At 66.6% G+C, this 21,799-nt stretch carries 20 protein-coding genes; 12 read left to right on the top strand and 8 right to left on the bottom strand.

Annotated features, from left to right (window positions below; genetic code table 11):
* Nucleotides 1-13 precede the first annotated feature (13 nt).
* Genes GQE99_RS12920 through GQE99_RS12895 form a run of 6 tightly spaced genes read right to left on the bottom strand, consistent with a single transcriptional unit; the run spans nucleotide 14 to nucleotide 6,912 of the window.
* Complete coding sequence (locus GQE99_RS12920) at nucleotides 14-988, bottom strand: NAD(P)H-dependent flavin oxidoreductase (protein ID WP_161352048.1); 975 nt, start codon at nucleotides 986-988, stop codon at nucleotides 14-16.
* Between the two features lies 1 nt (nucleotide 989).
* Nucleotides 990-1,760, bottom strand: a complete 771-nt coding sequence (locus GQE99_RS12915; RefSeq protein ID WP_161352047.1) for an enoyl-CoA hydratase/isomerase family protein — start codon at nucleotides 1,758-1,760, stop codon at nucleotides 990-992.
* Between the two features lie 10 nt (nucleotides 1,761-1,770).
* Nucleotides 1,771-2,898: a CaiB/BaiF CoA transferase family protein gene (locus tag GQE99_RS12910; protein WP_161352046.1), complete on the bottom strand. Its 1,128-nt coding sequence runs from the start codon at nucleotides 2,896-2,898 to the stop codon at nucleotides 1,771-1,773.
* Nucleotides 2,895-5,042 carry a 3-hydroxyacyl-CoA dehydrogenase NAD-binding domain-containing protein gene (locus GQE99_RS12905; protein WP_161352045.1) on the bottom strand — a complete coding sequence of 716 codons (2,148 nt, stop codon included), beginning with the start codon at nucleotides 5,040-5,042 and terminating at the stop codon, nucleotides 2,895-2,897. Before GQE99_RS12905 ends, GQE99_RS12910 begins: the two co-directional genes overlap by 4 nt.
* Nucleotides 5,043-5,053: 11 nt before the next feature.
* The gene (locus tag GQE99_RS12900) at nucleotides 5,054-6,262 is read right to left on the bottom strand and encodes an acetyl-CoA C-acetyltransferase (protein WP_161352044.1); all 1,209 of its coding nucleotides are present in this window, start codon (nucleotides 6,260-6,262) and stop codon (nucleotides 5,054-5,056) included.
* A 29-nt stretch (nucleotides 6,263-6,291) separates the two neighbouring features.
* Nucleotides 6,292-6,912: a TetR/AcrR family transcriptional regulator gene (locus GQE99_RS12895; RefSeq protein ID WP_161352043.1), complete on the bottom strand. Its 621-nt coding sequence runs from the start codon at nucleotides 6,910-6,912 to the stop codon at nucleotides 6,292-6,294.
* A gap of 142 nt (nucleotides 6,913-7,054) precedes the next feature.
* Here GQE99_RS12895 and GQE99_RS12890 point away from each other — a divergent pair, with 142 nt between their 5' ends.
* The 7 genes from GQE99_RS12890 to GQE99_RS12860 all read left to right on the top strand — a co-directional run bounded on the left by GQE99_RS12890 (nucleotide 7,055) and on the right by GQE99_RS12860 (nucleotide 14,808).
* Nucleotides 7,055-7,930 (top strand): branched-chain amino acid ABC transporter permease, encoded by an 876-nt coding sequence (locus GQE99_RS12890; protein ID WP_161352042.1) that lies wholly within the window; start codon nucleotides 7,055-7,057, stop codon nucleotides 7,928-7,930.
* Nucleotides 7,931-7,933: 3 nt separating this feature from the next.
* On the top strand, nucleotides 7,934-9,031 hold the full coding sequence (locus tag GQE99_RS12885; RefSeq protein ID WP_161352041.1) for a branched-chain amino acid ABC transporter permease: 1,098 nt from the start codon (nucleotides 7,934-7,936) through the stop codon (nucleotides 9,029-9,031).
* The gene (locus GQE99_RS12880; RefSeq protein ID WP_161352040.1) at nucleotides 9,028-9,804 is read left to right on the top strand and encodes an ABC transporter ATP-binding protein; all 777 of its coding nucleotides are present in this window, start codon (nucleotides 9,028-9,030) and stop codon (nucleotides 9,802-9,804) included. Before GQE99_RS12885 ends, GQE99_RS12880 begins: the two co-directional genes overlap by 4 nt.
* A complete protein-coding gene (locus GQE99_RS12875) occupies nucleotides 9,801-10,565 on the top strand; it encodes an ABC transporter ATP-binding protein (RefSeq protein ID WP_161352039.1) in 765 nt (254 codons plus the stop codon). The genes GQE99_RS12880 and GQE99_RS12875 overlap by 4 nt, the downstream gene beginning before the upstream one ends.
* Nucleotides 10,556-12,376 (top strand): AMP-dependent synthetase/ligase, encoded by a 1,821-nt coding sequence (locus GQE99_RS12870; RefSeq protein WP_161352038.1) that lies wholly within the window; start codon nucleotides 10,556-10,558, stop codon nucleotides 12,374-12,376. The genes GQE99_RS12875 and GQE99_RS12870 overlap by 10 nt, the downstream gene beginning before the upstream one ends.
* 27 nt (nucleotides 12,377-12,403) lie before the next feature.
* Nucleotides 12,404-13,567 (top strand): ABC transporter substrate-binding protein, encoded by a 1,164-nt coding sequence (locus tag GQE99_RS12865; protein WP_161352037.1) that lies wholly within the window; start codon nucleotides 12,404-12,406, stop codon nucleotides 13,565-13,567.
* 83 nt (nucleotides 13,568-13,650) lie between these two features.
* Nucleotides 13,651-14,808 (top strand): acyl-CoA dehydrogenase family protein, encoded by a 1,158-nt coding sequence (locus GQE99_RS12860; RefSeq protein ID WP_235917230.1) that lies wholly within the window; start codon nucleotides 13,651-13,653, stop codon nucleotides 14,806-14,808.
* 4 nt (nucleotides 14,809-14,812) lie between these two features.
* Here the strand turns inward: GQE99_RS12860 and GQE99_RS12855 are convergent, their stop codons facing one another.
* Nucleotides 14,813-15,652, bottom strand: a complete 840-nt coding sequence (locus tag GQE99_RS12855; RefSeq protein ID WP_161352036.1) for a DMT family transporter — start codon at nucleotides 15,650-15,652, stop codon at nucleotides 14,813-14,815.
* A gap of 116 nt (nucleotides 15,653-15,768) precedes the next feature.
* Here GQE99_RS12855 and hmgA point away from each other — a divergent pair, with 116 nt between their 5' ends.
* The 5 genes from hmgA (at nucleotide 15,769) to GQE99_RS12830 (ending at nucleotide 21,342) form a co-directional block, all read left to right on the top strand.
* Complete coding sequence (gene hmgA, locus GQE99_RS12850) at nucleotides 15,769-17,124, top strand: homogentisate 1,2-dioxygenase (RefSeq protein ID WP_161352035.1); 1,356 nt, start codon at nucleotides 15,769-15,771, stop codon at nucleotides 17,122-17,124.
* A 117-nt stretch (nucleotides 17,125-17,241) separates the two neighbouring features.
* Complete coding sequence (gene fahA, locus GQE99_RS12845) at nucleotides 17,242-18,507, top strand: fumarylacetoacetase (RefSeq protein WP_161352034.1); 1,266 nt, start codon at nucleotides 17,242-17,244, stop codon at nucleotides 18,505-18,507.
* Nucleotides 18,508-18,513: 6 nt separating this feature from the next.
* Complete coding sequence (locus GQE99_RS12840) at nucleotides 18,514-19,464, top strand: MBL fold metallo-hydrolase (protein ID WP_161352033.1); 951 nt, start codon at nucleotides 18,514-18,516, stop codon at nucleotides 19,462-19,464.
* Nucleotides 19,465-19,519: 55 nt separating this feature from the next.
* Nucleotides 19,520-21,142 carry an FAD-dependent oxidoreductase gene (locus GQE99_RS12835; RefSeq protein ID WP_161352032.1) on the top strand — a complete coding sequence of 541 codons (1,623 nt, stop codon included), beginning with the start codon at nucleotides 19,520-19,522 and terminating at the stop codon, nucleotides 21,140-21,142.
* Nucleotides 21,143-21,144: 2 nt separating this feature from the next.
* Nucleotides 21,145-21,342, top strand: a complete 198-nt coding sequence (locus GQE99_RS12830; protein WP_161352031.1) for a DUF2783 domain-containing protein — start codon at nucleotides 21,145-21,147, stop codon at nucleotides 21,340-21,342.
* 105 nt (nucleotides 21,343-21,447) lie between these two features.
* Here GQE99_RS12830 and GQE99_RS12825 read toward each other — a convergent pair whose 3' ends face one another.
* Nucleotides 21,448-21,711 carry a hypothetical protein gene (locus GQE99_RS12825; protein WP_161352030.1) on the bottom strand — a complete coding sequence of 88 codons (264 nt, stop codon included), beginning with the start codon at nucleotides 21,709-21,711 and terminating at the stop codon, nucleotides 21,448-21,450.
* Nucleotides 21,712-21,799 lie beyond the last annotated feature (88 nt).

Genomic DNA, 21,799 nt, shown 5'->3' with positions numbered 1-21,799 from the left:
GGGCGTCGTCCTGTCAGGCGAGGCGTTTGTCGAGCCGTGCGCGCGCCGCGTCGAATTCCCGCTCGAGCCGCGCGACGACATCGGCCACCGGCTCGACCTTGCGTACCGGCCCCACGCCCTGGCCCGCGCCCCAGATATCGCGCCAGGCCTTAGACTTCTCCCCGGCCGCGACCTTCGAGACATCGCCCTTCTCACCGCCCAGGTTGGTCGGGTCGAGCCCGGCCTGCGTGATGGACGGGATCAGGTAGTTCCCCATCACGCCGGTGAAATGGTCCGTGTAGAGGATGTCGTCGGCCCCGGCTTCGCAGACCATGTCCTTGTAGCCCGCGGCCGCGTTCGCTTCCTCCGTCGCGATGAACATCGAGCCGGCATATCCGCCGTCCGCCCCCATCGCGAGGGCGGCCAGGATCGCGTCGCCGGTGGCTTGCGCGCCCGAGAGGAAGAGGGGGCCGTCGAACCATTCTCGGATCTCCTGCACCAGCGCGAAGGGCGACCAGGTGCCTGCGTGCCCGCCCGCGCCCGCGGCGACCGTGATGAGGCCGTCGGCCCCTTTCTCGATCGCCTTGTGTGCGAATTTCACGTTGATCACGTCATGCAGGACCACCGCGCCGACCTCGTGGGCGGCCGCGTTGATCTCGGGCCGCGCGCCGAGCGAGGTGATCCAGATCGGCACCTCGTGCTTTTTCAGGATTTCCACGTCGCGCTGGAGGCGTTCGTTCGTGCGATGCGCGATCAGGTTCACCGCGAAGGGGGCCGCGGGCGCTTCCGGGTGGGCCGCGTCGTGGGCCGCGAGCTCGTCCTTGATCCGCACGAGCCATTCCTCGAGCTGGATCGGCTCGCCTTCCTTCTCCCGGGCGTTGAGCGCGGGGAAGGCGCCGACGATGCCGGCCTTGCATTGGGCGATGACCAGCTCGGGGCCGGAGACGATGAACATCGGGGCGCCGATCAGGGGCAGGCGCATGGTGTCGAAAACGGGGGGAAGGGACATGTCAGGTGCCTGTGAAGTTCGGTTTGCGTTTCTCGAAGAAGGCCGCGACGCCTTCGCGTGTGTCGTTGGCTTCGGCGAGGGTGGTCTGCTCGCTGGCCTCCGCGCCGATGGCATCGGCATAGGACATGCCGTCCATCGCCCGCATCAGCCGCTTGGCGGCGGCGGTGGCCAGCGGCGGGCCGGCGGCGATGCGGGTCGCGAGCGCCGTGGTCTCGGCTGCAAGATCGTCGTCCGGGTGCAGCTCGTTGGCGAGCCCCAGCGCGACCGCTTCGGAGGCGGGGATGCGCCGCCCCTCGAGCACCGCCTGCAGCGCGCGCTTGTAGCCCAGCCCCCGGTGCAGAAGCCAGGTGTTGCCACCGTCGGGGATCAGGTTGATCGCGGCGAAGGCCATGTAGATGTTGGCGCTTTCGGCCATCACCATCATGTCGCAGTTCATCGCGACCGCGGCGCCGATCCCGGCCGCCGAGCCGTGGACCTGCGAAATCCAGATCTTGGGCGAGGCTGCGATCATCGCGAGGATCGGCCGGTATTCCTGTTCGAGGAACATGCCGGTGTTGCGCGACAGCCCTTCCTTCAGGTCGGTGCCGGAGCAGAAGCCGCGCCCGGCGCCCGACATGACGACCGCGCGCACCGCGTCGTCTTCGTGGACCTTGAGGATCGCCTCGCGCAGGCCGGCGCGCAGGCCCGGGTCCATCGCGTTGAAGGCCTCGGGCCGGTTGAAGGTGATGCGGGCGATGGGCCCGTCGGTCTCGTAGAGGATCGGTTCGGACATGGGGTTCCTTTCAGGTCAGCACGCCGGCGTCGCGCAGTTTCGCGATCTGGCCGGCATCGAAGCCAAGTTCGGTCAGCACGGTCTCGGTATCCGCGCCGGGCGCGGGCGGGGCTACCGGGTCGGCGGGGGTCGAGCGGCTGAAGCGCGGGGCCGGGGCGGCCTGCGTGACGCCGTCCACCTCGGTGAAGGTGCCGCGCGCGGCCATGTGGGGATGCTTGGGGGCCTCCGACCACGTCATGACCGGCGTGGCGCAGGCGTCCGACCCTTCGAAGATCGCCGCCCATTCGTCGCGGGTCTTCTGCCGGAAGACCTTGGCATAGGCGTCGCGTCGGGCGGGCCAGTCGCCCGTCGACATCTGCGTGGCGAGGTGATCCTCCGGGAGCCCGGCCAGCCTCACGAGTTCCGCGTGGAACTGCGGCTCGAGCGGACCGACGGCGAAGAACTTGCCGTCCGCACATTCATAGGTCCGGTAGAACGGCGCGCCACCGTCGAGCAGGTTGGCCCCACGCGTTTCGCTCCACTGGCCGCGGGCGATGAACGTGTGGATCAGCCCCATCATCGCCGAGGCGCCATCGACCATCGCCGCATCGACCACCTGGCCCTTGCCGGAGGTCTGGCGCTCGAAGAGGGCCGCCATGATGCCGAAGAGCAGGAACATGGTGCCGCCGCCGTAATCCGCACCGATGTTGAGGGGCGGGGGCGGGGGCCCGTCGCCGGGGCCGATGGCGTGCAGGAAACCGGTCAGGCCCAGGTAGTTGATGTCGTGGCCCGCCGTCTGCGCCCAGGGGCCGTCCTGGCCCCAGCCGGTCATGCGCGCGAAGACGAGGCCCGGGTTCACCGCGTGGCAGTCGTCGGGGCCCAGTCCCATGCGCTCCATCACGCCGGGGCGGAAGCCCTCGATCAGCACGTCGGCGGACCGGATCAGCGTCAGCGCGGCCTCGACGCCCTCCGGCGCCTTGAGGTTCAGCGCGACCGAGCGCTTGCCGCGGTTGTTGATGTCGGTCGGGTCGTCGGGACCGGACTTGCGCGTGACGAGGACCACGTCCGCACCGAGGTCGGCCAGGAACTGGCCCGCCAGCGGGGCGGGGCCAAGTCCTTGCATTTCGACGACTTTCAGACCGGCGAGCGGCCCGCTCATGCCGCCACCGCCGCCGTGTCGCGCAGCCGGTCGTACATCTCATCGGGCACCGCGAAGCGCTCGCCGTATTTCTCGGCCAGCTCGCGGGCCCGGGCTGCGAAGGTCTCGACCCCTTCGCCCCGGATGAACTGGATCGCGCCGCCGGTGTGATGCGGGAAGCCGATGGCGAAGATGCCGCCGAGGTTGGCTTCGACCTCGGTGTTCAGGACGCCCTCGTCGAGGCAGCGCAGCGTTTCGATCGCCTGGCGGTAGAGAATGCGGTCGATGGCATCCTCCATCGGGATCTCGGCGTTGCCGCGGGCGAACTGCGCCAGCCCGTCCCAGAGCCGCCGGGTGCCCTCCGCGTCGTAGTCGTAGAACCCGCCGCCGTACTGTCGCCCGCCGCGCCCCATCTCGATCATCGGGTCCGTGACCTCGACGGTGGCGGTGTTGTGGTGGCCGAACTGGCTGTCGACGCCGAGCCGCTCATCCAGCGCCTTGTGCGTCTTGCGAACCTTCTGACCGAGGATCAGCGACACCTCGTCGAAGACCTGGAGCGGACCCACGGGCATCCCGGCGAGCCACGCGGCGCGCTCGATCGCCGAGGGGGCGAGCCCGTCGACCAGGAGCTGGCAGCCCTCGTCCATGAAGGTGCCGAAAACGCGGGACGTGAAGAACCCCCGCGAGTCGTTCACCACGATCGGCATGTAGCCGATCTGCTGCACGTAGTCGTAGGCCTTGCGCAGCGTGTCGGCGCTCGTCTTCTCGCCCATGATGATCTCGACGACCTTCATCTTGTCGACGGGCGAGAAGAAGTGCAGGCCGATGAAGCGTTCGGGCTCCGGGCAGCTCTCGGCGAGGATCGAGATCGGGAGCGTCGAGGTGTTCGAGCCATAGATCCCGTCCTCCGACAGCATCGGCCAGGTGTCCGCGATAACCTTGTCCTTGAGATCGATGTCCTCGAACACCGCCTCGATGACGATGTCCACGCTGCCGGGCGCGGCGTTCTCGGTCACGGGTTCGATCTGTGAAAGAAGCGCGTTCTTCGCGTCCTCGTCCATACGGCCGCGTCCGATCGCCTTGTCGCAGAGCTTCTCGGAATAGCCCTTGCCCTTTTCGGCATTGGCCATTTCGGTGTCCTTGAGCATGGTTTTCAGCCCGCGCTTGGCATGGGCATAGGCGATGCCGGACCCCATCATGCCTGCGCCCAATACGGCAGCGGATGTCGCTTTCCAACGATCTCCCTCCGGGCGGACCTTGCCGGACTTGATCGCGTTCATGCCGAAGAAGAAGGTGCTGATCGCGGCCTTGGATTCCTTCGTGGCCATCAGGCCGATGAAGCGCCGGGTCTCCATCCGGAGCGCCGCGTCGAAGGTCATGCGCATGGAGTTCACCGCCACGTCGAGGATCTTCTCGGGTGCGGGCAGGAGGCCACGGGTCTTCTGGTAGAGCATCGCGCTCGCGCCCATCGCGGTCTGGCGGATGCGCGGGTGAACCGCGTCCCCGCCCGGGTAGCGGAACCCTTTCCGGTCCCAGGGCTGCACGGCGTCTTCCGGGTTCGCCTTGATCCAGGCCTTGGCGGCAGGGACGAGCTCGTCACGGGTCGCGACGATGTCGTCCACCATGCCGATCTTGAGCGCCTTCTGCGGCGGCACCTGCTTGCCTTCGAGGAGCAGGGGCAGGGCGGTTTCGAGCCCCAGCTTGGCCGTCAGGCGCACGACGCCGCCGGCGCCGGGCAGAAGGCCCAGCGTCACTTCCGGCAGGCCGGTGACGGCCTTGGGGTCGTCCACGACGATCCGGCGGTTGCAGGCCAGGCATAGCTCGTAGCCGCCGCCGAGCGCGGCGCCGTTGATCGCGGCGACGACCGGTACGGGCAGCTTCTCGAGCCGCCGGTAGGTCGCCTTGTTGGCCTCGATGAAGGCGAAGGTGCTCTCGTCCACCACCTTGGTGGCGAGGATGTCGTGCAGGTCGCCGCCCGCGAAGAACGTCGACTTGGCGGAGGCGAACACGACGCCGGTCAGCCCCTCTTCGGCCTCGAGCTTGTCGCAGACATCGCGCATGCCCGGCTCGAACCGCGCGTTCATGGTGTTGGCGCCCTGGCCCTGCATGTCCATCGTGATGGTCACGATGCCATCGGCATCCTTCTCGTAGCGAAAATCTTCCATGATCCCCTCCCTCACAGACGCTCGATGATCGAGGCGATGCCCATGCCGCCGCCGACGCACATGCAGATCAGCGCGCGCTTGAGCTTCCGGCGCTCGAGCTCGTCCAGCATGGTCGACACGAGGCAGCCGCCGGTGGCCCCCAGCGGGTGCCCCATCGCGATGGCGCCGCCCACCACGTTGAGCTTCTCGTCCGGCACGTCGAGGTCACGCTGAAGCCGCAGGGCGACCGAGGCGAACGCCTCGTTGATCTCGACCAGGTCGATGTCGTCGATGGTGAGCCCCGCCTTTGCGAGCGCCTTCTTCGAGGCCGGTCCCGGCCCGGTGAGCATGATCGTGGGCTCGGTCGAGGTGAGCGCGATGGACACGACGCGCCCGCGCGGCTCCAGCCCAAGGTCCTTGCCCGCCTGTTCGCTGCCCACCATCGTGAGCGAGGCGCCGTCCACGATGCCCGAGGAATTGCCCGGCGTGTGAACGTGGTTGATGCGCTCCACCATCGGGTACTTGGCCAGCGCGACCGCGTCGAAGCCCATCGCGCCCGGCTGCTCGAACGAGGCGCGCAGGGCGCCAAGTTTCTGCATGTCGGTGTCGGGCTTGATGAAATCGTCCTTCTCGAGGATCACGATCCCGTTCTCGTCGCGCACCGGGATGACCGAGCGGTCGAACCATCCGTTGTCGCGGGCATGGGCCGCGCGTTTCTGGCTTTCCAGCGCGAAGGCGTCCACGTCGTCGCGGCTCCAGCCCTCGATCGTCGCGATCAGGTCGGCCCCGATGCCCTGAGGCACGAATCCGGTGTCGAGCGCGGTCTCGGGGTCTTCCGCGAAGGGGCCGCCGTCGGCGCCCATCGGCACGCGGGACATCGATTCGAAGCCACCGGCGCAGACCAGGTCCTCCCAGCCCGAGGCGACCTTGGCGGCGGCCGTGTTGAACGTGTCGAGGCCCGATGCGCAGAAGCGGTTCACCTGCGCGCCCGGCACGCTTTCATCCCAGCCCGCCTTCTGAAGCGCGATCTTGGGCAACACGGCGCCCTGTTCCATGACCGGGGACACGCAGCCCAGCATCACGTCGTCCACCCGCGCGGTGTCGAGGTCGTGGCGCGTGCGCATCTCGTCCAGAAGCGTTGTGACCAGGTGGATGGGCTTCACCTCGTGCAGCGTGCCGTCGCCCTTGCCCTTGGACCGCGGCGTGCGGATCGCGTCGTAGATATAGGCCGTTTCAGCCATCGGTAGTCCTCCCGTTGATCCTGCCGGTGTCAGGCTGCGTCGAAGACGGCCAGTCGGGGCAGGGGATCCAAGTCGCGTTGAGTGATGTCTCTGGCCTCGGAGCGGTCAAGTCCGACGCCACGTAGGATGATCTCGGCGGTGTCCGATCCGGCCTGTCGCCAGGTGCGCCGCCCGTCGATGACGAGCGACATGGCCCCGAAGGTCGCGCCGCCCGCCGTTGCAGTGATCGAGGCGACCTGGTCGCGGTGAAAGTTGAACCGGCCCGAGATGAGGCCACGGCGCAGTTCCACGGCCGGCATCTCGGCCCAGAAGCTGCCGAGCTTGGGCTCCATCATCGCGTAATGGGCAATGAAACGCCCCCAATGCGGGTCATCGTGCACCCGGCGCACGCAGAGCCGGATGGAGGCCGCGATCTTCTCGGCCGGGTCGTCCATGTGCTGGCAGGCCTTGTTGATCGACTCGCGGAATTCGTTGGCAACCGTTTCGCAGACCGACGCGAAGAGCGCGGCCGGGTCGTCCACGTTGTTGTAGATCGTGCCCCGCGACAGGCCCGCTTCGCGCGCAAGGTCGCTGACGGCGATGGTGGTGCCGCCCTCGGTGGCGAAGATTCGCATGGCGGCTTCATGGATGCGCAGCGTGGCGGTGTTCATCTTTTCCGAGGGGCCCTGAAAAACTATATTGACTGAAATTGAACACGAGTGTTTAAATCGTGTCAACAACGTTCATCGCCGACAGGGAGGAGACGGCAATGACGACGTGCAGGAGGGGCGCGATTGCGCCCGGGCTCCGCTGATGGAGCTCATGCAACTTGTGATCGGGGGGCTTGCGAACGGCTGTATCTACGGCCTCGTCGCGCTCGGTTTCGTCCTTATCTACAAGGCCAGCGAAGGGGTCAACTTCGCGCAGGGCGACATGATGATGCTGGGCGCGTTCATCGCGCTGGGGCTGGGCAACGCCGATGAGCTGGGCCTGCCATTCGGCATCGCCGTGATCGGCGCGATGGCGATCATGTTCGTGCTGAGCTGGGGCGTCGAACGCGTCGTCGTGCGCCAGATCTTCGGCCAGCCGCAATTCGCGCTGGTCATCCTGACCATCGCGATGGGCTTCGTCTTCCGCTTCGTCGCGGGCTCGATCTGGGGCTACTCCCCGCTGGTGCTGGAGACCCCCTTCGCGGGGCAGAACCTGCGCGCGGGCGGCATCGTCGTGGGATTGGCCGACCTCGTCACGATCGGCGTCACCATCCTGCTCACGCTCGGGCTCTGGGCCTTCTTCGCCTTCACCCGGATCGGGCTGGCCGCGCAGGCGGCGAGCCAGAACCAGATGGCGGCCTACATCGTCGGCGTGCCGGTGATGCGCGTGAACAGCCTGATCTGGGGCCTCTCGGGCGCGGTCGCCACCGTGGCGGGCGTGCTCTACGCCACCAAGGGCGCGATCGACCCGAACATCGGGCTTTTGGGCATCAAGGCCTTCGCGGCGGCCGTCATCGGTGGGCTGGGCAGCCTTCCGGGCGCGCTTCTGGGCGGTCTCATCATCGGGGTCGTGGAGCCGATCGCGGGCCGTTACGCCCCCGGCGAACTCGCGAAGATGTCGCCCTATATCATCATGCTGGTCGTTCTCGTCGCCCGTCCCGGGGGGCTCTTCGCCCAGATCCAGATGAAGAAGGTCTGACCCATGCGGATCGTATTCAAGACGAGCTACGACAAGGACATCGACCTTCACGAACACGGCTGGTCGCGCGCCAAGATCGCGGTGCTGGCCGCCATCATGGTGCTGCTGCCGTTCTTCGTGGGCGAATATTACCTGGCCGAGGCCGCCAACACGCTCATCTGGGCGCTGGCGGGGATGGGGCTGATGGTCGCCGTGGGGCACACGGGGCAGGTGAGCCTCGGGCACGCCGCGTTCCTGGCCATCGGGGCCTACACCGACTCGGCGTTGATGAACGCGGGGCTTCCGTTCCTTCTGTCCTTCCCAATCGCGGGCATCGTCACCGGCATCTTCGGCGCGATCATCGCGATCCCGGCGGTGCGCATGTCGGGTATCTACCTGGCCATCGCCACGCTAGCCGTCTTCGCCATCGTGGAAGAGCTGGTGATCCTGCTCGAACCGATCACCGGCGGGGTGGGCGGCATCATGGCGCCCTCGATCCAGATCTTCGGCATCAGCTTCGACCGTTACGGTGCGCTCGACAACTTCTACTGGCTGATCCTCGCCATCGTGGCGCTGGTGACCTGGGGCTACGCGAACCTCATGCGCTCGCCCACCGGGCGCAGCTTCCTTGCCGTACGCGACAGCGAAGTGTCGGCACGCGCGCTCGGGATCAACGTGACGCGGACCCGGTCGCTGGCCTTCGGCCTGTCGACCGGTGTCACCGGCCTCGCCGGGGCGCTGATGGGGCACTACATCGGATTCTACAACTACGAGCTCTTCTCGATCTTCATCTCGATCAACCTGCTGCTCGTGGTGACCATCGGGGGGCTGGGCTTCATCCAGGGCGCATTCCTGGGCGCGCTCCTGATCACGGCCGTGCCGCAGGTCATCGCCATCGCACGCGACGGGCTGAACGCGAATTTCGGCATCGACCTGGGCGGTATCCCCGGCCTCGACACGATGATCTTCGCGGTGATCCTGATCCTGTTCATCATCTTCGAGCCCACCGGGCTCTACGGCCGATGGCTCAAGATCCGGACCTGGTTCGAGATCTTCCCGCTCGCCCGGCGCGACATGTTCCGCCGCCAGAAATCCTATCTCAAGACGGAGCGCATGAAATGAGCCTTCTCGAGGTCAAGGACCTGGCCGTGCATTTCGGCGGCGTGAAAGCGGTGGACGGGGTGTCCTTCGACGTCTCGCCCGGCGAGGTCTTCGCGATCATCGGCCCCAACGGGGCGGGCAAGTCCACGATCTTCAACCTGATCAGCCGGATCTACGAGCCCACGCGCGGCACGCTGCGCTTCGACGGGAAGGACATAACGGGGCTGAAGGCGCATGACATCGCGCGCCTCGGCATCGCGCGCACGTTCCAGAACATCGAGCTCTTCGATCACTCCACCGTGCTCGACAACCTGCTCATGGGGCGCCACACGCACCGCGCGACGAATTTCATCCAGGACATCCTGTTTCTGCCCAAGGTCCGGCGCGAGGAGCGCGCCCACCGCCTGCGGGTCGAGGAGGTGATCGAGTTCCTGGAGCTCGAAGCCTACCGCACGAAGATGATCGCGGGCCTGCCCTACGGCGTGCGCAAGGTGGTCGAGATCGGGCGGGCGCTGGCCATCGGACCGAAGCTGATCCTGCTGGACGAGCCCGCATCGGGCCTGTCGGTGGAGGAAACGCAGGACGTGGCTTTCTGGATCGAGGACATGCGGCGCGACATGGGGCTCACGGTCCTGATGGTCGAGCACGACATGAGCCTCGTGAACCAGGTCTCCGACCGGGTGCTCGCGGTCGCGAACGGCAAGCCGCTCGCGATGGGCACGCCGTCCGAGGTGCAGGCCGATCCGCAGGTGCAGGCGGCCTACCTGGGCACGGCGGTGGAGGACGCGGCATGAGCGCAGTCCTGTCGGTCCGCAACCTCGAGACCTTCTACGGTGCGATCATGGCCCTGCGCGGCGTGTCGATCGACGTTGAGGAGGGCGAGATCGTCACCATCCTCGGCGCCAACGGCGCGGGCAAGACGACGTTGATGAAGACGATCGCCGGTCTCATGGACCCGGAGAAGGGCCAGATCACCTTCATGGGTGAAAACATCGCGGGGCTCGAACCGGACCGGGTCGTGCGCAAGGGCATCAGCCTGGTCCCCGAGGGGCGCGAGGTGTTCCCCTATCTCACCATCGAGGAGAACCTGCGGCTCGGCGCCTTCACGCGCCGGGGCGATGCGTCGGGCGACCTCGACCTCGTCTACCAGTATTTCCCGATCCTGAAGGAGCGGCGCAAGCAGGCGGCCGGGTTCCTGTCGGGCGGGCAGCAGCAGATGCTCGCCATCGGGCGCGGCCTGATGTCGGACCCGAAGCTTCTGATGCTGGACGAACCGAGCCTGGGGCTCTCGCCGCTTCTCACGCAGGAAATCTTCGGCATCATCGCCCGGCTCAATGCCGACGAGGGGGTGACGATGCTGCTCGTCGAGCAGAACGCCCACATCGCGCTCGAGACCGCGCATCGGGGCTACGTGCTCGAGATGGGGCGGATCGTGATGACGGGGCCGTGCGACCAGCTCGCCGCGTCCGACGACATCCAGGAGTTCTACCTGGGGCGCACCGACGAGACCGAGCGCGGACAGAAACGGTGGAAGAGGCGCAAGACATGGAGATGAGCCCGGTCAGCATGGAACCGATTGCCTTCGAGGGGCACGAGACCATCGTGGCGCTCTGGGCCGACCGGTGCCGCAAATACGGCGACCGGGTCTGCCACCGCGAGAAGAAGCTGGGGATCTGGCAGGCGCATTCGTGGAACGACTACTACGCCGCCGCCAAGAAGATCGGTCTCGCGCTCCTGGAACTGGGCGTGCAGAAGGGCGAGCCTGTCCTGGTCCTGTCCGAGGATCGCAAGGAATGGGTCTACTGCGACATCGCCGCCGCCGCCATCGGTGCCGTGCCCTCGGGCGTCTACACGACCGACAGCGCGGGCCAGCTTGCCTATCTCGCCAACGATTCCGGGGCGCGGGTGGTTTTCGTCGAGAACGACGAACAACTCGACAAGTGGCTCGAGGCGCGCGGCGACATGCCCGGGGTCGAGCACGTGATCGTCTTCGACCGTGAAGGGCTTGCGACCTTTTCCCATGAAAAGGTCATGTTCCTCGATGAACTCTACGCGAAGGGCGCGGCCGTATCCCACCAGGACGGGTTCGAGGAAGCGCTCTACGCCGTGACGCCGGACGATCCGCGCATGCTGATCTACACTTCCGGCACCACCGGCCCGCCCAAGGGCGCGATCCTCACGCACCGCAACATGATCTTCCAGCTGGTGGCGGGCGAACAGATGCTCGACTTCGAGGAGACCGACGAACAGCTCTGCTTCCTGCCGCTGTGTCACGTGCTCGAACGGCTCGTGTCGGTCGACGCGCCGATCGCCAACGGGTCGACCGTGAATTTCGCCGAGAGCCCGGAAACCGTTTTCGAGAACCTCCAGGAGGTGAACCCGGATACCTTCGCGGGTGTGCCGCGGATCTGGGAGAAAATCTATTCCCGCGTGATGATCATGCGCGCCGAGGCGGGGCCGGTGGGCGCGCGGTCCTTCGACCTCGCGCTCTACCTGGGCAACCGCTACGCGCAGGCCGAAAACCCCACGCTGGGCCAGAAGCTGGGCAAGGTGGTGGCCGAGGTCCTCGTGCTGCGCAACCTGCGCCGGATGCTGGGCTTTGCCAACGCGCGCCGCGTGACCTCCGGTGCCGCGCCGATTTCGCCCGAACTCATCGACTGGTTCGCCGCCATCGGCGTGCCGTTGGTCGAAGGCTTCGGGATGACCGAAACGGCGGGCGTGGCCACGGTCAACACGGTCGATGACAACCACATCGGTACGGTGGGCAAGCCGTTGCCGGGCTGCGAGCTGCGCATCGACGACAATGGCGAGCTCCTGGTGGGCGGGCCGCTGGTCTTCAAGGGCTACTGGAACAAGCCCGAAAAGACCGCCGAGACGCTGACCGAGGACGGCTGGCTGCGCACCGGCGACATCGGGCGGATCGACAACCACGGCTGCCTGACCATCACCGGGCGCATGAAGGACGTGATCATCACGGCGGGCGGCAAGAACATCACGCCGGCCGAGATCGAGTCCAAGCTGAAGTTCAGCCCCTACATCTCGGACGCGGTCGTGATCGGCGACAAGCGCAAGTATCTTACCTGCCTGATCATGATCGACCAGGAGAACGTCGAGAAATTCGCCCAGGACCGGCAGGTCCCGTTCTCCGACTTCGCCTCGCTCACCCGCGCACCGGAAGTGCGCGAGCTGATCGCGGGGGTGGTGGCCGAGACCAACAAGCAATTCGCACAGGTCGAGCAGCTCAAGGATTTCCGGCTGATCGACATCCTGCTTACGGCGGAGGACGAGGAACTGACGCCGACGATGAAGCTCAAGCGGAATTTCGTCGAAACCCGCCACAAGGCATTGATCGACGAGATGTACTGACAACAAGGCTTTAACAGGGAGGAATAAATGAAACAGTTCAAAGCCTTGGCAGCCGTTGCTGCCATGACCGTCGCGGGTTCCGCGATGGCGCAGACACAGGGTGTCACCGACGACGAGATCAAGATCGGTGGCGCGCACGACCTGTCGGGCATTTTCGCGCCCTTCTCGGTCCCCGCCGTGACCGCGGCCAACCTCGTCTTCGACGAAGTGAACGCGAACGGCGGTATCCACGGCCGCAAGATCAACTACATCGTCGAGGATCACGGCTACCAGGTGCCGCGCGCGGCGCAGGCGGCCAACAAGCTGATCAACCGCGACCAGGTGTTCGCGATGCTTCTGAACCTCGGCACGCCGCACAACTTGGCCATGTTCCAGCTGATGGAGCCCAAGGGCATCCCGAACATTTCGCCGATCACCGCCGCGCGCCAGATGGTCGAACCTCCTGCGCCGTGGAAGTTCGCCGGCACCTCGTCCTATTACGAGGCGATCAAGGCGACGGCCGAGTACATGGTGGCCGAGGAGGGCGCCGAGAAATTCTGCCTGATGATCCTGCCCACCGACTTCGGCAAGGAAATCGAGGCCGCCGTGCTCGAGCTCGCCGAAGCGGGCGAGATCGAGATGGGCGCCGAGATCAGCCACAAGCCGGACGAGAGCGACTTCACCGGCGCGCTCGGCAAGGTGGCGGAATCGGGCTGTGACACGGTCGGCATGGCCCTTGGCGTGAGCCAGCAGATCAACGCCATCACCACCGCGCGCAAGCTCGACATGGACGTGAAGTTCATGCTGTCGGGGGCGGGCTTCCACACGGTCGTGGCCAAGGGCCTGGCCGCGCAGGGCGTCATGGAAGGCGTCTATGCCGGCGCCGGCTGGCAGGACCTCGAGGCGCGTGCGGGCGAGCCGGAAGTGGCCGAATGGATCGCGTCCTACAAGGAAGCGACCGGGGAAGACCTGCCGTCGACCGGGGCGCTCCTGGGCCACGGCGGGGCCACCACGCTGGTGCGTGCGCTCGAGGCGGCGGGTCCCGACCTGACGCATGAGAGCTTCATCGCCGCGATGGAAACCCTCGACTACGACGACGTGATCAGCGGCAACCATGTCGACTATTCCGCCGACGACCACGTGGGCGCGGACGAGGTCTTCGTGAGCCGGATCGAGAACGGCTCGTGGACGCTGGTTCAGACGCTCGAGTGATCTGACCCCGGCGGGGCGCTGCGGCGTCCCGCCAACCCCTTGATCTCAAATCCGAAAAACACACCAATCAGCCGGAGGGTCCGATGCTGAAACGCACGATCTATGACGAAGAACACGAGATTTTCCGCAAGAGCGTGCGGAGCTGGGCCGAGAAGGAGGTCTTCCCGCACTCGGAGAAATGGCGCGAGGACGGCTGCGTGAGCCGCGAGATCTGGAAGAAGGCCGGCGACGAGGGCTTCCTGTGCATGTACGCCGACGAGAAGTACGGCGGGCTGGGGGTCGAGGACTTCCGCTACGACATGATCCTGGTCGAAGAGATCGGCACGCGGGAGGCGGGCTTCTTCCTGGGGCTGCACAACCGGATCGCTGGGCCTTACTTGCAGCACTACGCGTCCGACGCGCAGCGCGACAAGTACATGCCCGGCTGCGTCTCCGGCGACACTATCCTGGCCATCGCGATGACCGAACCCGGCACCGGGTCGGACCTTGCGGGCATCAAGACCCGGGCGGTCGAGATGGAGGATCACTGGGTCCTCAACGGGTCGAAGACCTACATCTCCAACGGCTTCCTCGCGGGCCTCGTCATCGTCGCGGCCAAGACCAACCCGGAGGCCAGCCACGAGGTCGGGCTCTTCCTCGTCGAAGACGGGATGGAAGGCTTTTCGCGCGGTCGCAATCTCAAGAAGATGGGGCTCGAGAGCCAGGACACCGCCGAGCTCTTCTTCGACGACGTGAAAGTCCCGAAGGAGAATGTCATCGGCGACCCGAAGAGCGGCTTCAAGACCATGATGCTGAACCTCGCCGAAGAGCGACTGAACGGCGCCGTGGGGTTCGTGGCGCGCGCCGAGCGTGCCTTCGAGATCACGATGGAATTCATCATGGAACGGCGTGCCTTCGGCCGGCCGATCGGCACGTTCCAGAACTCGCGTTTCAAGATGGCCTCGATGCGCACCGAGATCGACGCGGCGCAGGCACTGGTCGATCATTGCGTGCGCGAGCATCTGAAAGGCGAGCTCTCCGCCGAACTGGCGGCCGAGGCGAAACTCTACACCTCGGAGGTCGAGGGGCGCGTGGTGGACGAATGCGTCCAGCTCCACGGCGGGGCCGGCTACATGGAGGAATACGAGATCAGCCGCCTGTACCGCGATGCCCGCATCAGCCGGATCTACGCCGGGACGAGCGAGATCATGCGCGAGATCATCGGGCGTGGACTGGGCCTCGACGAGCGCAGGCGCAACTGAGGTCTCAGCGCCGGAGCGACAGCGCGACGCCGCCGATCACGAGGACGGTGGCCACCACGTAGAGCGGGGTCAGCGGTTCGCCCAGGAAGGCGATCCCGCCGGCCATCGCCAGGATCGGCACGGCGAGCTGCGCGATGGCCGCCGTGGTCGTCGCGAGATGCGGCAACACCGCGTACCAGATCGAATAACCCAGGCCCGAGGTCACGGCGCCCGACAGGATGGCCAGTCCGATCCCGTAGGGGGTGATGAGGGCCGGTTGACCGAAAAGGGGCAGGGCGAGCGCCAGGGCGATGCCCACCGGGGCGCCGATCACGAAGCTGGTCATCGTGGCCCCGATCGCATCCGTCGAGCGCCGCCCGTTCAGCGTGTAGAAGCCCCAGCCCACGGCGGCCGCGACAAGGCAGGCGGCGGCGAGGAGGTCGACCTTCAGCCCCTCGGTCGGCCACAGGACGAGCGCGAGGCCCGCCAGCGCGATGGCTGCGCCCAGCTTGCGCGTGGTGGCCACCGGCTCTCCCCCGCGGATCGCGGCGGTGAAGAGCGTGATCTGCACCGTGCCGAACAGAATAAGCGTGCCGAGGCCCGCGTCGATCGAGACGTAGCCGAAGGAAAACCCGAAGATGTAGGTGAGAAGCGCGGCCACGCCGACCCAGCGGCCGGTTTTCGCAAGGCGAATCCGCCCGCGCGTCACCAGTACCACGAGCACCAGGATCGCCGCGCCCGAGGCCAGCCGGATCGCCCCGAAGCTCACCGCGTCGATGCTGCCCGCGGCAAGCGCCATGCGGTTCAGGATGGAATTGGCCGCGAAGGCGACCATCGTGAGAGCGGTTGCGAGAAACAGGCGCATGGGGCCAAAGGCCCGATCCGCGCGCGGCTGTCAATCGCGACGGGCGACATGGTAACGTTGCATCTGCAACGAATGTTTGGTAGGAAAGCCGCGCAACAGGAATCGGGAGAAACGCCATGACCCGTCACGAGCTGCCCAAGGGCATGATCCGCGCGACCGACACGACCGGCACGCACGAAGGCTACATGCCCGGCTTCGGCAATGATTTCGAGACCGAGGCGCTGCCCGGCGCCCTGCCGCAGGGGATGAATTCGCCCCAGAAATGCAATTACGGCCTCTACGGCGAACAGCTGTCGGGCACCGCCTTCACCGCGCACCCGCCGGAGCGGACCTGGACCTACCGGATCCGCCCGAGCGTGAAGCATTCGACGCGCTACACCAAGATCGACCTCCCGTACTGGAAATCCGCGCCCAACGTGGACCCGGACGTGATCAGCCTGGGCCAGTACCGCTGGGATCCGGTGCCGCAGACGGAAGAGAAGCTCACCTGGCTCACCGGCATGCGCACGATGACCACCGCGGGCGACGTGAACACGCAGGTCGGCATGGCCGCGCATGTCTATCTCGTCACCACCTCGATGGTGGACGAGTATTTCTACTCCGCAGACAGTGAGCTCCTGGTCGTCCCCCAGGAAGGCAAGCTGCGTTTCGCCACCGAGCTCGGCATCATCGACATCGAGCCGCAGGAGATCGCGATCATCCCGCGCGGGCTCGTCTACCGGGTCGAGGTGCTGGAAGGTCCGTGCCGCGGCTTCGTCTGCGAAAACTACGGCCAGAAGTTCGAGATGCCCGCGCGCGGCCCGATCGGGGCCAATGCGCTGGCCAACCCGCGCGACTTCAAGGCGCCCGTGGCGGCCTTCGAGGACCGCGAGGTGCCCTCGACGCTCACCATCAAGTGGTGCGGCCAGTTCCACGAGACGAAGATCGGCCAGAGCCCGCTCGACGTGGTCGCCTGGCACGGCAACTACGCGCCCTTCAAGTACGACCTGACCACCTATTGCCCGGTCGGCGCGATCCTTTTCGACCACCCGGACCCGTCGATCTTCACCGTGCTCACCGCACCCTCGGGCGTGCCGGGCACCGCGAACATCGACTTCGTGCTCTTCCGCGAACGCTGGATGGTGGCCGAGAACACCTTCCGTCCCCCGTGGTACCACAAGAACATCATGTCCGAGCTGATGGGCAACATCTATGGCCAGTACGACGCCAAGCCCCAGGGCTTCGTCCCGGGCGGCATGTCGCTGCACAACATGATGCTGCCGCACGGCCCCGACCGCGAGGCCTTCGAGGGGGCGTCGAACTCGAACCTCGGGCCCACCAAGCTCGAGAACACGATGTCGTTCATGTTCGAGACCCGCTTCCCGCAGCACCTGACCGAGTTCGCCGGCAAGGAGGCGCCGCTCCAGGACGATTACATCGACTGCTGGGACGATCTCGAGAAGAAGTTCGACGGCACGCCGGGATTGAAATAGGTTTCGCCCGAAGCAGGCTTCGGGCGACCCGCTGGAGGGGCGCTGCCCCTCCAGACCTCCCCGAAGTATTTTTGGAACGATGAACAGGGGACGTGTACCCCGACAGGAGGTGCCGGTTTGGCATTGATGAAAAGCTGGGTGGAGAGCGCGAACTCCGCCGATTGTCCGTTTCCGCTGAACAACCTGCCCTATGGCGTCTTTTCCGTCGCGGGCAGCGACGAGGGGCGCTGCGGCGTGGCGATCGGGGACCAGATCCTCGACGTGACCGGGCTCGAGGAGGACGGCCACGTCAAGCTGGGCGATCACCCGGTCTTCGATTGCGAGAGCTGGAACGACTTCATGGAGCTGGGGGCCGAGACCTGGGCCGAGTTCCGGGTCTTCCTGATCGAGAGCCTGGGCGAGGGGTCGGACAAGGCGGTGACCTTCGCCGAGTATCTCGTCCCGCAGGCGGACGTGACCATGCACCTGCCGATCGAGGTGATGGAATACACCGATTTCTACGCCGCCAAGAACCACGCCTTCAACGTGGGCTCGATGTTCCGCGGTCCCGAGAACGCGCTGCCGCCCAACTGGCTGTCGATCCCGATCGGCTACAACGGGCGCGCCTCGTCGGTCGTCGTGTCGGGCACCGACGTGCGCCGGCCGCTGGGCCAGCTCAAGGGGCCGGACGACGAGCTTCCGCATTTCGCGCCGTCCAGGCGCTTCGACCTCGAGCTCGAGTTCGGGGCGATCGTGGGGCGCGCATCCGACGACATGGTTTCGGTCGAGGAGGCCGACGACGCGATCTTCGGCTACGTCATCCTGAACGACTGGTCCGCGCGCGACATCCAGGCCTGGGAGTACCAGCCGCTGGGGCCGTTCCAGTCCAAGGCGACGGCGACCTCGATCAGCCCCTGGATCGTGACCAAGGCGGCGCTGGAGCCGTTCCGCACGTCGACGCCGGAGCGCGAGCGTCCGCTTCTGCCCTACCTGCGCGAGCCGGGCCCGATGTCCTACGACATCGACCTTGAGGTGGCGCTGGCGCCCGAGGGCAAGGATGCGACCACGCTCAGCCGCACGAACTACAAGGAACTCTACTATTCCGCCGCGCAGCAGCTGTGCCACCACACCACGAGCGGATGCCCGATGAACGTGGGCGACCTCCTGGGCTCCGGCACGATCTCGGGCCCCGAGAAGGGCGCGCGCGGGTCGCTCCTGGAGCTGGGCTGGGGCGGAAAGGAACCGGTGAAACTCGACACCGGTGAGGAGCGCAGCTTCCTCGAGGACGGAGACACGCTGACCCTGCGCGCCAACGCGCGGGGGGACGGATACACGATCGGGTTCGGCGATTGCGTGGGCAAGGTTCTGCCCGCCCGACCGATCCCCGACTGGGCCAAGGAGTGAGAGAACATGGCTAAGGCATTCGCGTCGCAAGGCGACATGGAAGAAAAGAAGGTGAGCTTCACCGAGGTGGGCGAGGGGCTTTACGCCTTCACCGCCGAGGGCGACCCCAACACCGGCGTGATCATCGGCGACGACAGCGTCATGATCGTCGAGGCGCAGGCGACCCCGCGTCTTGCGCGCAAGGTGATCGAGTGCGTGCGCTCGGTGACCGACAAGCCGATCACGCATCTCGCGCTCACCCACTACCACGCCGTGCGCGTGCTGGGCGCGTCCGCCTACGGCGCGCGCGAGATCATCATGACCGACACCACCCGCGCCCAGGTCGTGGAGCGGGGCCAGGAGGACTGGGACAGCGAGTTCGGCCGTTTCCCGCGTCTTTTCCAGGGGCACGAGGAAATCCCGGGGCTGACCTGGCCGACCCTCACGTTCAACGACAAGATGACCGTCTACCTGGGCAACCGGAAGGTCGAGATCATGCACCTGGGCCGCGCCCACACGGCGGGCGACGCGGTGGTCTATGTCCCCGACCAGAACGTGATGTTCACGGGCGACATCGTGGAATACCACTCCGCCTGCTACTGCGGCGACGGGCACCTGAAGGACTGGTCGACCACGCTCGACGCGATCAAGGCCTATGACCTCGCGGCCATCGCGCCGGGGCGGGGCGATGCGCTCGTGGGGTCCGAGATGGTGAACGCTGCGATCGAGAACACGCGCGACTTCGTCTCCTCGACCTACAAGCCGGCCGTGAAGGTGGCCGCGCAGGGCGGCACGCTCAAGGACGCCTGGGACGCGATCCGCGCCGAGTGCGACCCGAAGTTCGCCGACTACGCGATCTACGAGCACTGCCTGCCGTTCAACGTCGCGCGCGCCTTCGACGAGGCGCGCGGGATCGACACGCCGCGTGTCTGGACCGCCGAGCGCGACCAGGAAATGTGGAACGCGCTTCAGGGGTGAGGCGCACGGGCCGGGGCGCAAGCGCGCGCCCCGGCCGCTCCAGAGGGAGGGAAAGATGCTGGACGATCGTTATTCGCTGGCGTTCAAGCTGTATCCGTACGAACGCTCCGCCGACCAGGACGCCGAGACGCCGGTTCGCCACCCCGTGGTGGTGATCGGGGGCGGGCCGATCGGCGTGGCCACCGCGCTCGACCTCGGGCTGCAGGGCATCCCGGTGGTGGTGCTCGACGACCACGAGGGGATCGGCATGGGCAGCCGGGCGATCTGCTTCGCCAAGCGCAGCCTCGAGATCGCCGACCGCTATGGCTGTGGCCAGGAGATGGTCGAGAAGGGCGTCGTGTGGAACCTGGGCAAGGTGTTCCACGAGGATCGGAAGGTCTTCGAATTCAACCTGCTGCCCGAGGAGGGACACCAGTACCCGGCCTTCATCAATCTCCAGCAGCCCTATTTCGAACGCTTTCTCGTGGACCGCGTGCGCGAGGCGCAGGCCCAGGGCGCGCCGATCGAGATCCGGGGCAAGAACCGGGTCGACGCGGTCGAGGACAAGGGCGACCGCGTCGCGATCGACATCACCACGCCCGAGGACAGCTACAAGATCACCGCGGACTGGGTGATCGGGGCCGACGGCGCGGGTTCGCCCCTGCGCGGGATGCTCGGGCTCGACTTCGAGGGCCGGGTGTTCGAGGACAGCTTCCTCATCGCCGACATCCGCATGCACGCGGACTTCCCGACCGAGCGCTGGTTCTGGTTCGAGCCGACGCACAAGGCGGGGGCCTCCACGCTCCTGCACAAGCAGCCCGACGACGTCTGGCGCGTCGATTTCCAGATTGGCTGGGACGTGGACCGCAAGGAAGAGCTCAAGGAAGAGAACATCCGCAAGCGGCTCGACGCGATGCTGGGGCCGGACGTGTCCTACGACATCGTCTGGACCTCGATCTACACGTTCCAGTGCCGCCGGATGAAGGATTTCCGCCACGGCCGCGTGATCTTCGCGGGCGACGCGGCGCACCAGGTGTCGCCCTTCGGGGCGCGCGGGGCGAACTCCGGCATGCAGGACGTGGACAACCTGGGCTGGAAGCTCGGGCTGGTGATCGAGGGCAAGGCGCCCGAGAGCCTGCTCGACAGCTACGACGAGGAGCGCAAGCACGGCGCGGATGAGAACATCCTGAACTCGACCCGGTCGACGGACTTCATCACGCCCAAGTCGAAGATCAGCCACACGTTCCGCAACGCGGTGCTGGATCTGGCCGAGCAATACGCCTTCGCGCGGCCGCTGGTGAACTCGGGCCGCCTGTCGGTGCCTTGTGTCTATGACGGGCTGTCGCTGAACGGCCCCGACGCGCTGAACGGCGGGCCGGCGCGCACGCGGGTGGGTGCACCGTGCCCGGACGCGCCCTTGGGCGACGGGTTCCTGCTGCCCAAGCTGGGCGGCGGCTTCACGATCCTGACGATCAACGCGGAGGCGCCGGAGGCGCTGACCGAGGACGGGGTGACGGCCACGCGCGTGGCGGTGTCCGCCGCGGAGGACGCGACCGGCCTGATCGCGGAGCGTTACCTGGGCGACGCGGAGGCGGCCGTCTACCTCGTGCGGCCCGATCAGCATGTCGCGGCACGCTGGGATGCCTACGACGAACAAGCGCTGCGGGCGGCCCTGCGCAAGGCCTGCGGAAAGGAGTGACCATGAGCGATCTCAACCTCGACCCGAACATCGCGGACCCGGACGGGTTCTACGCCAAGCTCATCGAGGCGCACGAGGGGCTGTCGGACGATGAAAGCGCGGCGTTGAACGCGCGGCTGATCCTGCTGCTTGCCAACCAGGTGGGCGACCGGGCCGTGCTGGACGCGGCGCTCGAAGCAGCCAAGACCGTCGGCCACTGAGGTCCACGCGTTGCAGGATACATGCCCTCGCAGTGTTCTGCGGGGGTATTTTCTTGATCGGGGGAAGGCGGGTCACGATCGTTGAGCCCGCGAAGGCGTCGCGGTTCAGCTCTTGGACGTGTCGTCCTCGTCGGGATCCGACGCGATATCGGGGTCGTTGTAGTCGTTCGGATCGTAATCCTCGGGGTCGTAGGCCTCTTCCTCGTCGGCGATCCCCGTGACGTGGGTCGTCCCGGTCTCTTCGTTGTAGACAAGCCCGTAGCTTGCGCGGCCCTCGGTCTTGTAGCGTCGGTATTCGTGATAGGCCGCGTAGATGAAGGCCAGGGCGAAGGGCACAAGGATCAGGAAAGTGATCAATTGCGCGCTCATGAAAAGCTCCTTTGCATGTAAGTCTCGGAACGCTCTTGCGATACCAACGCCTGCCTTGCGCCGACGGGTCCGGGTCTCTCGAGATCGT

Origin of the sequence: Maritimibacter harenae, from assembly GCF_009882975.1 — a bacterium.
Taxonomy (GTDB): Bacteria; Pseudomonadota; Alphaproteobacteria; order Rhodobacterales; family Rhodobacteraceae; genus Maritimibacter; species Maritimibacter harenae.
The sequence above is the reverse complement of the archived record's forward strand: the minus strand, read 5'-3'. Positions and strand labels throughout refer to the sequence as shown.